The following is a 13,089-nucleotide window of genomic DNA, read 5'->3' on the forward strand; positions in this document are numbered from 1 at the left end:
TAGGATATTAGACATATTTGTTTTTAAATACAATAACATACCTCATACATGGGATTATTTAATTGGTTTACGCAGGAAGTTGCCATTGACCTTGGTACCGCGAACACCCTTATTATACATAACGATAAAGTAGTAGTTGATGAACCATCAATTGTGGCTTTTGATAGACAAACCAATAAAATTATCGCCATTGGTCGCCAAGCGATGCAAATGGAAGGTAAAACCCACGATAACATTAGAACCGTAAGACCTTTGAAAGATGGTGTAATTGCAGATTTTAATGCTGCTGAAGCCATGATTAAAGGGATGATCCGCATGCTGAACGGTGGTAAAGGATGGATGTTCCCTTCGTTAAGAATGGTGATCTGTATTCCATCGGGTATTACTGAGGTGGAGAAACGTGCGGTTAGGGATAGTGCAGAAATTGCTGGTGCAAAAGAAGTTTACTTGATACACGAACCGATGGCTGCTGCTGTGGGTATTGGTATTGATGTGGAAGAGCCGATGGGGAACATGATTATCGATATTGGTGGTGGCACTACCGAAATTGCGGTAATTGCTTTGTCGGGTATTGTTTGTGACCAATCTATCCGTGTGGCGGGTGATAACTTTGACTCGGATATTGTGAATTATATTCGCCGTCAGCACAACATTATGATTGGTGACCGTACCGCAGAGAAAATCAAAATTGAAGTGGGTGCTGCATTGCCTGAATTGAGCGACCCGCCTGCTGATTTTGCGGTTCAAGGTCGTGATTTGATGACTGGTGTGCCTAAACAGATTACGGTTTCGTACACTGAAATTGCACACTGTTTAGATAAATCAATCTCAAAAATTGAAGAAGCGATTTTGAAAGCGTTGGAGATTACTCCTCCTGAGCTTTCGGCAGATATTTACCAAACTGGTATTTACCTTACTGGTGGTGGTGCGTTGTTACGTGGTTTAGATAAACGTGTAGCTGCTAAAACCAAATTGCCTGTACACGTTGCCGAGGACCCGTTGCGTGCAGTGGTACGCGGTACTGGCATCGCCCTGAAAAACATTGGTAATTTTAAATTTTTAATGCAATAATTTGAGTTGCGAGTTACGAGTTGAATGTTAAAAGCACCGACTCGTAACTCGTAACCCACAACTCATGACCTAAATGCGTAACCTTTGGATTTTTCTTAGCAGATATAACGCATTTTTCTTCTTTATTATCTTTTTTGCCGCGGGGATTATTTTAACAATTAGGAATAATGTCTATCAGCGTAGTGTTACTTTTGGCTCTACCAATGAAATTGTTGGCACTGCTTATAAAAGACTGAACGTAATTAAGCGCTATTTAAACTTGGTGCAAGTGAATGATAGTTTGGCTGCCGAAAATGCGGCTTTAAAAACGCAGTTGCTTGGTATTGCCAGCATCGACAGTACACAAATTACCAAAGTAAAAGACACGATTAACCACCAGCAATACACGCTAATAGCGGCCAAAGTATTCAAAAATTCAGTAACACTAACCAATAACATTCTTACTATTAATAAAGGGATTAAGGATGGGATCGCTAAAGATATGGCGGTAATTTCCCTAGGGAAGGGTGTAGTAGGTTTTGTGCAAAATGTATCTGAAAACTTTGCTACGATACGTCCGCTACTTAACCAAGAAACGGCAATTAGTGTGGTACTCAAAAAAGACAATGCTTTTGGCAGTTTGGTTTGGGGCGACAATAATTTCGATTATCGTAAAGCATATGTAAAAGAAATCCCAAATCATTACAAGGTAAAAGTAGGTGATACGATTATTACTTCGGGCTCTGGTGGCTTTCCTAGAGGAATAGAGGTTGGAAGAGTAACCAACACCAATTTGAGTACGGGCGATAGCTTTATGACATTAGAAATTACGCTATTTAATAACTTTAGCACGTTGCAATTTGTATACGTGGTTAAGGATAAATTTGCAGAGGAAGTAAAATCTTTACAGCCAGAGGTGAAAAATGAACAGTAGAGTTATATTAGTCAATATATTTAGATGGATGGTACTGTTGTTTATACAGATTTTTCTGTTGCGCAACATGGCCTTTTACAACCTATCTACTCCATTTATTTATGTGCTGTTCATTTTGGTGCTGCCTTTTCACATTCCAAATGTGTTACTGTACATTATTGCTTTTATTACAGGCTTAACCCTCGACTCTTTTTACGACACCTTAGGGGTACACACCAGTGCTTGTATTGCTTTAGCTTTTGTAAGAATCCTTTTTATTTCTGTCAGTTTAAATAGAGAATCTATTGATGAACCTGAACCGTCATTGGGAAATATGGGCTTTAGGTGGTTTTCTTTATATGCAGTATTGTGTATTTTTGCTCACCATGTGGTATTGTTTTTCCTAGAAGCTTTTAAATTTACCTCACTAACTTATACTTTAGGAAGAACATTATTAAGTGTGGTGTTTACACTGTTTACGGTATTATTGGTAGAGTTTATCTTCCATAATAGAAAATCAGCTTAATGGACCAACTGTTTAATAGAAAATACATTGTACAGGGCTTATTTGTACTTGTTGCGCTTATTTTACTAGGCAGGCTTTTTTATATACAGGTCGTTAGCGATAAGTATTTTCTAGACGCTAACAACAATGCTTTACGTAAAAAATTCATTTATCCTGCCCGTGGTGTAATTACCGACCGTAAAGGCAAGGTATTGGCCCAAAACCAACCTACTTACGATTTAATGGTTACGCCTTACGAAGTAAAACCCTTTGATACGCTGTCTTTATGTAATATCATTGGGATTACTATGGAAGATTTCAGAAAGAAATTTCACAAGGCAGTGGTTCAATCTAGATACCAAGCTTCTATTTTTCAAAAACTGCTTTCGGTGCAAACCTATGCCACCTTGCAGGAGCGCATGGCTAATTTTAAAGGTTTTGATGTCCAAAAAAGAACCATCCGCTATTATCCAGATAGTATAGGGGGGCAGTTATTAGGCTACATTAGAGAAGCTAACCAAAGAGAAATAGAAAAATATCAAGGCTATTATAAGCCTGGAGATTATATTGGAAAATCTGGTTTAGAAAAACAATATGAAGTTGAGTTAAGAGGTGCTAAAGGGGTAAAAAACATGCTCTACAATGCGCATAACGTAGCTCAAGGAAGTTATGCTGATGGAAAATTTGATTCGTTAGCCATTGCAGGTGAACAACTCACTACCACTATTGATGTGGAAATACAAAAATTAGGCGAACAACTTTTAACCACCAAGGTAGGAAGTATTGTTGCCATAGAGCCTTCTACGGGAGAAATATTAGCTTTTGTAAGTAGCCCTGGTTACGACCCCAATTTGATGGTTGGTCGTGAAACGGGAAACAATTACATGAAGATTTTCTCGAACCCCTACCGTCCTTTATTTATCCGTCCGCTAAAAGGGCGATATTCTCCTGGTTCGGCTTTTAAACCTTTGGATGCGCTTATTGCTTTACAAGATGGTGTGGTAGACGAGAATTCGACTTTTAACTGCCCTGGTTATTATTGGGCCGGTAATCGTAAATTTAAATGCGAACACGTTGATGGTAATATTGCGCTACGTCGAGGAATTGCTCGTTCTTGCAACACTTATTTCTATAGCATTTTTGCTAAAATGATGCTTAAAAAAGGCGGAAAAAATCAGCATAAAGCTTATGATGAATGGCAAGAAAAAGTTCGCAAATTTGGCATTGGCGACACTTTAGGAATTGATTTTCCTGGGGAAAGTGCTTATAAATTATTTAGGGCCGAAGATTATACCAAACGCTACAGTAAATACTGGGGTTATACCACTATCCTATCTGTAGCCATTGGCCAGGGAGAGGTGACCACCACGCCACTACAGATGGCTAATATTATGGCCATTATAGCCAATAGAGGATATTATGTGAAGCCTCACTTGGTAAAAGGGATTGGTAACGATAAACACATTGATCCAAAATATAAAGAAAAACATTACGTAGGGATTGATGCCAAACACTTTGGGCCTGTAATTGACGGCATGCAGGATGCGGTAAACAGCTCAATAGGTACGGCAACCGAATCACGCATTCCCAACATTTTGATGTGCGGTAAAACGGGAACGGTACAAAACGTGCACGGTAAAAACCACTCGGTATTTATTGGTTTTGCTCCACGTGATAATCCTAAAATTGCTATTGCAGTAATTGTAGAAAACGGTGGTTATGGTGGTGCTTATGCAGCGCCAATAGCCAGTTTCATTACAGAGAAGTACTTAACGGACAGCTTAAAAGGCAGAAGAATTAATGGTGCCACCATTGAGCAATACAAAGCAACCAATTTACTTCCTGTTTTAAAAGACAAATTGCCTAAACAAAAACCTAAGACAGATACCAGCAAAGTAGACACTGCTAAGAAAACACTCCCTTTAAAAACAACTGCGGCAAATAACCAATTCAATAAAGTAGCCATAGCACCTAAAAACAATGCAACAACAGAATAGTAGATTTTTCTTTAATGTTGATTGGATTACCATATTGATTTATATGGCCTTGTGTGCCATTGGATTCATCAATATTTTTTCGGTGCAATATGACCCCGATAAAGCAGCAGCATTTAGTTTTTCTGCCGAATACGGAAAGCAATTGATTTTTATCATTTCTGCCTTGGTTCTGGGTTTATCCATCTTATTGTTTGACTCAAAGTTTTTTAGTGTTTTTGCGCCCATTGTGTATGGAACCACCATTATTTTGCTATTGGCAGTTTTGGTAATTGGTAGAAATGTGGGTGGTAATCAAGCCTGGATTCCCATTGGTTCATTTAGATTGCAGCCTTCTGAGTTTGCCAAATTTGGCACAGCGCTTTTACTGGCTAGATATATCAGTTCCTTTAACGTCAAATTAAACTCGTTAAAGCCCATTTTAATTTGTGCGGCCATCATTATATTGCCTATGGCACTCATCATGTTACAGCCAGATGCGGGTTCCATGTTGGTATTCCTTTCTTTCATGTTTCCACTTTACAGGGAGGGTTTACCTGGCAATTTGCTGATTATCTTTTGGGGAGCAGTATTGCTGTTCATCCTTAATTTGTTCGTTTCGCCTTCCATTCTGATTTTTTCTATCTTAATTATCGGCGGATTATTTGCCTATAATTCAAGGAAAAGAATGCAGAAAGTAATTAACGTAGGCATCATCACACTGATTGCTATTTGCTACTTATTTGTGGCCAAATATCTATTCGAAAATGTATTAAAGCCACACCAACGTACGCGTATAGAATTGATATTAGGATTAACCAGTGATAACAGAGGTGCGGGTTATAATGTAATACAATCTAAAATTGCGATAGGTGCTGGACAGCTTACTGGCCGAGGATATTTAGAAGGTACACAAACCAAATATGGCTACGTGCCTGCCCAAAGCACTGACTTCATTTTCTCGACTATAGGAGAAGAATGGGGATTTGTAGGTTGTTTTGTGGTGATTGGTCTGTATTGCTTTTTATTGCTCCGCATTGTGAATATGGCCGAACGACAGCGCTCTGTTTTTTCGAGGGTGTATGGCTACAGCATTGCTTGTATCTTATTTTTCCACGTCTTTATCAATATCGGGATGACCATTGGGATTATGCCTGTAATTGGTATTCCATTGCCGTTTATTAGTTACGGTGGTTCTTCACTGTGGAGCTTTACCATATTGCTTTTTATCTTCCTGAAACTGGATTCGAACAGGATGGGTTTTATCTAGTAGTTAGGGGTTAGTAATTAGTAGTTAGTACCATACGCCTAAGAATAATACCAAATTCCTAGTTTCCTAACTCTTAATTCTTTAATACCGAAACTAATTCCTAGTTCCTAATCCCTAATTATTAATCCTTAAACCTTCTATTTAACAACAAATAAAATTTATCTACAGTGGCTTGTTTATCGGCCCAATTGTTTTTTACAGCGTAGTTCTTTTGGAAGAAATTATCCGCAGCATCAAAGTTTGGCATTTTGTTGGCAATGTCTATCGCTTCGGCATAAGCCAAGTTATAACCGTTAAAAAGGTCTTTGATGTACAACAGCTTGTCATTAAGATTAATAGCTGCCTTTAAATCGGTTATGTTATTTCCAGAAGTTTCGTTTAATCTCGTACCAGTATTTTTTCCAGCTAAAATATCATTCAACGTAGGCTTATAAGCAGTTTCAACCTCTACCTCCACCGTGGTGGTCTCAATGGTTACTTTGCTAACAGTTTCTATTACTGGTGTCACTTCTTGCCTTACAGGTTCAGCAACTATTTTTGGGTTTTCTTGCGCTTGTTCTTCTTTATGCACCAAAAAAGGCTCTGGACCAATCTCATCTTCTTCCAAATCTTCGGGATTACGAACCAGATTTTCTTTTACCTTTTTCTTCTGCTCTAAAATTAATTCTTCTTCTTTGCTTAGTGGCCTATCAAATAACTGTTCGGCGGCTTTCTCTTCAAAGTCAAATTTATCTTCTTCGGTGTAGCTCTCGCTATTCAATATAAATTCAAAAGTTTTAGTTGGCTCTTCTTCCAATCTGAATAGCTCTTTTTCATGTTCCACCAAAGGGGCGGCTTCTTGCATCTCTTCCTCCGCTATTTGAGGAATGGCTACTTCTTCTTCTACTTGAACTATTTCTTCTTCTTTCTCCTCTACTACAATTGGCGCTTGCTCTTCTATTAGCTCTTCTTGGAACAACGGCGCAACTTTTTCTTCAACATTGGCAAAAGTAATGGCCTCTACTTGTTGAACATCTTTCAATTCATCCACAATCTCCTCATCAATGGTTGGTTCTTCTTGTACTTGAGGTGCAGTGAGTGCTAAAGGAGCTTGAAAAGGCAAGTTTAATTTTTTGATGATCTGGATATGGTCTGCCAAGAAATTTGCATTTGCTAAAAACAGCTCTAGTTCCAGTTCGCTCAATTGATCAGGGTTTTGAGACAAAAACTGATATTGGTCGTTCAATTCGTTAAGTATGTTCCCTAGTTTCCTGAAAAGAGCTTCTTGTTTCATCATAATCTTGTAACGAAAGTTTTGGCGTTTTATGTTAATAACTGATAACCAAAAATACTATAAAAATCTTTTATATTTGGCTAAAAATACCTTTACAATGTTATTTAGCGAGCAAAATTTTAGACGGGGAGAATTTAGTGGAAGTATTGAAGTTATTTGTGGTTCCATGTTCTCTGGCAAAACTGAAGAATTAATCAGAAGACTGAAAAGAGCTCAAATCGCTAAATTAAATGTAGAAATTTTTAAGCCTAAAACCGACACTCGCTATGATGATACCGCCGTGGTATCACACGATTTAAATTCCATACAATCTACACCTGTAGACAGTTCTTCAGCTATTTTATTGTTAGGTGCCAATACTCAAGTTGTAGGTATTGACGAAGCACAGTTTTTTGATGAAGAGCTTCCCGAAGTATGCAATGCACTCGCTAAAAAAGGGATAAGGGTTGTAATTGCAGGTTTAGATATGGATTTTTTAGGCAAACCTTTTGGTCCAATGCCAGCGCTAATGGCCATTGCCGAACATGTGACCAAAGTAAATGCGGTATGCATGCAATGTGGTAGTCCAGCGGTTTATTCTTACCGTACTGCAGCTAGCGAAGCAAGAGTACTTTTAGGGGAGAAAGATAGCTACGAACCTCGTTGCAGAGCCTGTTTCAATACTTTGGGATAATAACCACTCCTTTTAGCGTTGCCTTATCATTCCCTACTTCGCTACAATCATCTTTTTGGCCTGCTTATAGTTAGGTGTGTTTAATTTGTAGGTGTAAACCCCACTGGCAAAGGTGCTCAAATCAACGTAAAACTGATAGCTGCCCGCTTCTATGGTTCCTTCAGTTACCTTTCTTATTTTTCGGCCCATCACATCATAAATAGTCAAATCAACTTTCGTTTTTTCAGGCACATCTACTGGAATATAGGTGAAAGCTTTACCTTGGTTAGGGTAGTTCTGCCCCAAAGCATATTCGTTAGGCACCACGCTAACAGGCTTCTTACTTACTTCTGTATATTTAACTTGCGCTGCATCGCCAATAGTAGTCAATTCGCTTTTATGATCACCTGCTAAAAAGGCATATGCCAGTCTTATCGATTGATTTTTAAGAATCTTATAAGGTCCGCTTCCTACGGTAAACATCACATCATACCCGTTAACAGTATTATGTCCTAAACCTACAGCCTGTATGCCAGAAGTTAAGGTTTTGTATTTCTCTGAAGTGTTGAATACATTATCGGAAAGAAAGCTATTAGGCAATTGATAAGATAATGGATAGTAAGCTGGTGCTGCCGAATGGCTCAATAATCGAATGCCTGCATAGGGGTAAGTTGCATTTTTCTTGGCGTAAACGTAAGCGGTTTTGTTCGGTGCATCGTATTCGGTGGCATTAGCAGACGACTCATCCAAATCCCAGTCGGTAAATAAGCCTGTATAGATATTCTCTAAATCGGCATTACTAGTATTTACAATTTCATATTCTACCAACACATATTTATTATCGGTAATGGTATTAAACGCCCAAACTCTAGAAAGCACTTTCAAGCCAATTGGATTGGCGGCTCCAGCATCCGTAAAAATACTGGTTCCTTCAAATGGAGCCGTGCTATTAGCTACGATGGCTGCCGTTTGCTGCTTCCTAAAATCTTCGCTATAGTAGCTATCTGTACGGGCGTTATTCATTACCTGCGTTTCCGATTTGGCAATCAACAAGGCTGCTTCATAAAGCATATTTTCATCTCTGTAGATAAAACCCAACCCCGCAGTAGCATTGGCTTTGCTATAGCCTACCCTACCATTTGAAGTTAGTGTGGTGCTGATTTGGTTCACCGCTACATTCAAATAATCGAGTGCCACAACGGTTTCAAAGCTCTCTATATCGGTATAGGCACCAGCATTTCCTGAATAACTAAGGGTAAAAAGAACCTTATGGTTTTCGGGAGCGTTGCCCAATACTTTTACTTTGACAGGTGTTAAACCTGTTTTCGTTTCCAGACTATTCAGATTGCCAACGTTAATGATTGGATTAACCACTTGTACAAAAGGGCTACTACTGGTCACCGTTACACTCAATCCGCTAACAGGCGTCAAAAAGTTTTTAAGTGCAAATTGTAAGGTTATTTCTGTACCAGGAGCTCTGTTTCCTAAACTTTGATCGCTAATGGTTAATTGCTGATAACGTACAGATGCGCCAGCTTCGGTTAGTGCCCTATACACATTTAACCTCCCTTTCCCTAGCAAATTAGCATAGCTTGGATTTTTACTGTCTACGGGATCGGCAGTGGTACGTAACAACTCCCCTATTTGTAAACCCGAATAAGAAGGATATTTTGCTTTGAGCAATGCTGCTGCACTAGAAACCAAGGGAGCGGCCATAGAAGTTCCCGATTTATAGCCATAAGCATTTCCATAAATGGTATTATAGATACCAGCTCCTGGAGCCGAAATATCTACATAAGTTCCAAAATTAGAAGTACCGCTTTTGATATCGTTTAGGTCCAAATTAGCTACTGCCAGTACTCCATCAAAAGCAGCAGGATAAACCGGGATATCATTACCCGAATTACCTGCCGCAGCAACTACTAAACAGCCTTTGCTCACGGCATAATTTATAATTTCCTGCCCAAATTGACCGCCACCTACGCCACCCCACGAGCAATTGATAATTTGCGCCCCTTTATCAGCAGCGTATTTGATACCTTCGTAACCTTTATAAATTGAAGTGGCATTATCATCGGCACCTGCCTTCACAATTAAAAGTTTTGCATTGTAGGCGATACTCGCAACGCCCACACCATTATCTGACATGGCCGAAGCGATGCCGCTTACATGCACCCCATGGTCGGCAGCAGCACTTTTTACGTTAGGGTCGTTATCAGGAATCATGGTACTGGCAGACTGGCCACATAAATCCCAACCGTAATAATTGTCAATATATCCATCGCCATCGTCATCTACTCCATTGATGGGATCTGCTGTGTTTAAATAGATATTTCCCGCTAAATCTGGGTGCGTCACTTCAGAACCAGAATCAACAATGCCAATGATTACGTTTGAAGCACTTTTTAATACATCCCAGCCTTGTGGTGCCTTTACTTGTGGCAAATAAAACTGTGTTCCATAAGCCGCGTCGTTAGGGGTATACGATATGGTATGGATATAGCTAGGTTCTGCATAGGCAATACTTTCGTCTTGTAACAAAGTATTGATGACACTTTCGATATTGGCGGTTCCAGTATATTTTGCCCGATAATAACTTTCGGCATGAAAATCTATCTCGCTATTTACCGAGCGTTGCTCGGCATTTGAGTTTTCGGTGAATATCGGTTCAAATCCCGTCAACGAAATACCTTGAGCGCTCAATTGCTTTTCGGCACTTTGCGTTGAAGCATTGCGTTTAGCCCCTGCCTTAAATTTAATAACCAAAGTATTGGGCAGGTAATCCTTTTCGGTAACCCCCGCAGGTAGTTTGAATTTTGTTTTATTTAAAGGCAGCTGACTGTTATCCTGCTTAAAAGCAAGCAGGATAACCAGTACCAAAACGAGCAGATAATTCTTCTTCATCCTATTGGCGAAATTTGAACGAAGATATTGATAATAAAGTGCTAAGACAAGAAAAACAAGTTGTCAGCTATCTATAAATCTTAGTTACGCACCCTATTTTGTTCGCTCTGCGCCCCGTCTGCATTGTGTCTTCTCAAATTGCTAATCGCTTTCCCAAATCTGTAGCTATAGCTAAGTGTTACTGAAGTAAAATCACCTCTGTTTCGCCAAGTGGCCTCGGTTAAATTAAGGTTATTGATAATCCCATTAATAACTCTGGTTTGGAAGATGTCTGTTGCACTTACTCTTAAGGTGCTAGCAGTGCTCAATTTCTTTTGCAAAGCAAGTCCAATGTCGTATACTTTACCAATTTGAAACTGTACATTTCTCAATTTTGCTTGATATCGATAATTCACCTCTCCGCTCCAACCTTTATCGAGTTTTAATTGTAGGCTTCCGTTACTGGCAAGAAAGCCACCTTTGGTATTTAAAAAGCCTGTATAGAAATTACTTTGCGAGTGGATATAAGTGTATTGTCCAAACCAATTTAAGCCTAGCCATTTGGTTAAATCAAGGTTGGCATTAACGGAGGCGTTATACACCTCCTGTTTGCCAATGTTTGCTGGTCTGCTATAATAAGTTCCATTCACTATTTCAATGGTTTCATTGACTTGGTCTTTGCTATGGCTATAGCTCAATGTTGTAGTAACCTTGTTTTTATACGTATGTGAAAGCTCTATGGATTGGGTAAATGACGGTCTCAAATACGGATTACCTACATAATAAGTGAACTTATCCAATGGAGAATAAAATGGGTTCAAATCTTGGTAAACTGGCCTATCTATTCTTCTTCCATAATTTAAACCAAGTTGATGGGTAGAAGTACTATCCAATTTGTACGAGAAATATAAGGTTGGGAATGCGTTGATGTAACTTCTCTTAAAACTAGAGTCGGGTTTCATGATGTTACCCAATTGATGGCCTTTAGAGATGGTATTTTCTAGTCTTAAACCTGCTTGTAACGAAAAACGTTTGCCTTCTTTACTCAAATTCAAGTAAGCTGCACTAATGTTTTCACTGTACACAAAATGATTGCTCTTCTCATAGTCGGGAGTAGTCACATTGTTTACAGTATAAAAATAACTGGCAATGTTATTGGTTTTAATATAGCTTGTTTTTACCCCCGCATCCATCTTCCAAGTCTTCATCAAAGGTTGTGAATAGTCGGATTTGAAACTATAAATGTTTATTCTGGCTGGCAGTTGTCCTTCCAACAAATCTTGGGATTTCAAGGTGCCATTTCCTAAATAGGTATCGTTAAAATAATGCTGATCGGTTCGGGTGTTGTAATTTATGTAATCCGCATCGGCAGTGATTTCTTTACCCGTTTTCCCAAATTTATGACGGTAATTCGCATTGACACCGCCATTTTTGAACGAGATGTCGTCCATGTTTTTAGCAACAATACTAGAGTCTTTTACCATCGCTGGGTTAAACAGGTTACTGGTGTTATCATTCACGTTGTTTGCATTTCTAAGATTACCTCTTAACAAAATACCCCAAGTGGTATTTTCCGATCGATAATAATCTACCCCTGTTTGACCGTTAAAAGTATTGGCATGCCGCTGAAAGTAGGAGTTTTGGTTAAAGAAATAATCTGTACTGCCATCAGATTTTTTATATCTTCTATTCAAGTCTAAATCAGTAAAGCTATTATTGAGGTTATAGCCGAAATTTCCAAAGATATTCAACTTATTTTTTCGGTAATTAAAATTGAAGCTATCGTTTGAGCGTGTCTTTTTACCTCGGGTTAAACTTAGGTTCACGGCACCATTAAATCCAACAGCTTTGTCTTTTTTGGTTTTGATATTGATGACCCCTGCATTTCCCGCAGCGTCATACTTGGCTGGCGGATTGGTCATTAATTCTATTTGGTCTACCATAGATGATGGTAAGGAACGTAAATAACTTTCTAATTCTTCGCCAGACAAAAAGCTAGGCTTATCATCAATAAATATCACCACTCCTGGTTTTCCTTTTAAACTGATACTACCATTTTGGTCAACGCTTACTCCTGGTGCTTTCTCCAAAACATCAAGGGCTGATGTTCCAGCATTAGAAATTAAGGCGTCGACGTTCACTACTGTTCTATCAATCTTTTGCTCTACAAAAGGTTTCTTTGCCACCACATTCACCTCTTTCAAAGTTTTGGTAACGGCTATCAACTTCAGCTCACCAAGTTCAATCTGGCTGCGGTTTGCATCAACCACAATTGGCTGACTTTTAAAGTTAGCATAGCCCACTAACATCACCCTTACTTGATAATTGCCTTGAGTGACTTTATCAAAAGCAAATTTACCGTCTGCTTCCGTGAACGAGGTTTTCACCAGCACACTATCTTTATCTTTAATGGTAAATAAGGCTACCGTAGCTAAATCAACAGGTTTTAAGCTGCTATCCGTAATTTTTCCGCTAATTACAGCCGTCACATTTTGTTGTGCGTGGGCAAAAAATGAGGCAATAAGCAGCCCATAGGTTAAAATAACCTTAAGTTTAAGTTTCATTAAAAA

At 38.9% G+C, this 13,089-nt stretch carries 9 protein-coding genes; 6 read left to right on the top strand and 3 right to left on the bottom strand.

Annotated elements, in window-relative coordinates:
* Positions 1 to 48: 48 nt before the first annotated feature.
* From DUT70_RS08995 to rodA, 5 genes are all read left to right on the top strand, one after another.
* On the top strand, positions 49 to 1,071 hold the full coding sequence (locus DUT70_RS08995; protein ID WP_055132282.1) for a rod shape-determining protein: 1,023 nt from the start codon (positions 49 to 51) through the stop codon (positions 1,069 to 1,071).
* 73 nt (positions 1,072 to 1,144) lie between these two features.
* Entirely contained in the window at positions 1,145 to 1,984 is an 840-nt protein-coding gene (mreC, locus tag DUT70_RS09000) for a rod shape-determining protein MreC (protein WP_113646989.1), read from the top strand.
* A complete protein-coding gene (locus DUT70_RS09005; RefSeq protein WP_113646990.1) occupies positions 1,974 to 2,489 on the top strand; it encodes a rod shape-determining protein MreD in 516 nt (171 codons plus the stop codon). Before mreC ends, DUT70_RS09005 begins: the two co-directional genes overlap by 11 nt.
* Entirely contained in the window at positions 2,489 to 4,465 is a 1,977-nt protein-coding gene (gene mrdA / locus DUT70_RS09010) for a penicillin-binding protein 2 (RefSeq protein ID WP_113646991.1), read from the top strand. Before DUT70_RS09005 ends, mrdA begins: the two co-directional genes overlap by 1 nt.
* On the top strand, positions 4,449 to 5,711 hold the full coding sequence (gene rodA / locus DUT70_RS09015; protein WP_113646992.1) for a rod shape-determining protein RodA: 1,263 nt from the start codon (positions 4,449 to 4,451) through the stop codon (positions 5,709 to 5,711). The genes mrdA and rodA overlap by 17 nt, the downstream gene beginning before the upstream one ends.
* A 121-nt stretch (positions 5,712 to 5,832) precedes the next feature.
* On the opposite strand, the gene DUT70_RS09020 is transcribed toward rodA, so the two are convergent.
* Positions 5,833 to 6,987: a hypothetical protein gene (locus tag DUT70_RS09020; RefSeq protein ID WP_128353342.1), complete on the bottom strand. Its 1,155-nt coding sequence runs from the start codon at positions 6,985 to 6,987 to the stop codon at positions 5,833 to 5,835.
* Positions 6,988 to 7,081: 94 nt separating this feature from the next.
* Between DUT70_RS09020 and DUT70_RS09025 the strand changes: the two genes are divergently transcribed.
* The gene (locus DUT70_RS09025) at positions 7,082 to 7,657 is read left to right on the top strand and encodes a thymidine kinase (RefSeq protein WP_113647218.1); all 576 of its coding nucleotides are present in this window, start codon (positions 7,082 to 7,084) and stop codon (positions 7,655 to 7,657) included.
* A 33-nt stretch (positions 7,658 to 7,690) separates the two neighbouring features.
* Here the strand turns inward: DUT70_RS09025 and DUT70_RS09030 are convergent, their stop codons facing one another.
* Positions 7,691 to 10,540 carry a S8 family serine peptidase gene (locus DUT70_RS09030; RefSeq protein ID WP_113646994.1) on the bottom strand — a complete coding sequence of 950 codons (2,850 nt, stop codon included), beginning with the start codon at positions 10,538 to 10,540 and terminating at the stop codon, positions 7,691 to 7,693.
* A gap of 80 nt (positions 10,541 to 10,620) precedes the next feature.
* Positions 10,621 to 13,083: an outer membrane beta-barrel protein gene (locus tag DUT70_RS09035; protein ID WP_113646995.1), complete on the bottom strand. Its 2,463-nt coding sequence runs from the start codon at positions 13,081 to 13,083 to the stop codon at positions 10,621 to 10,623.
* Positions 13,084 to 13,089: the final 6 nt, after the last annotated feature.

It is taken from the genome of Pedobacter chitinilyticus (genome assembly GCF_003313385.1).
GTDB lineage: Bacteria > Bacteroidota > Bacteroidia > Sphingobacteriales > Sphingobacteriaceae > Pedobacter > Pedobacter chitinilyticus.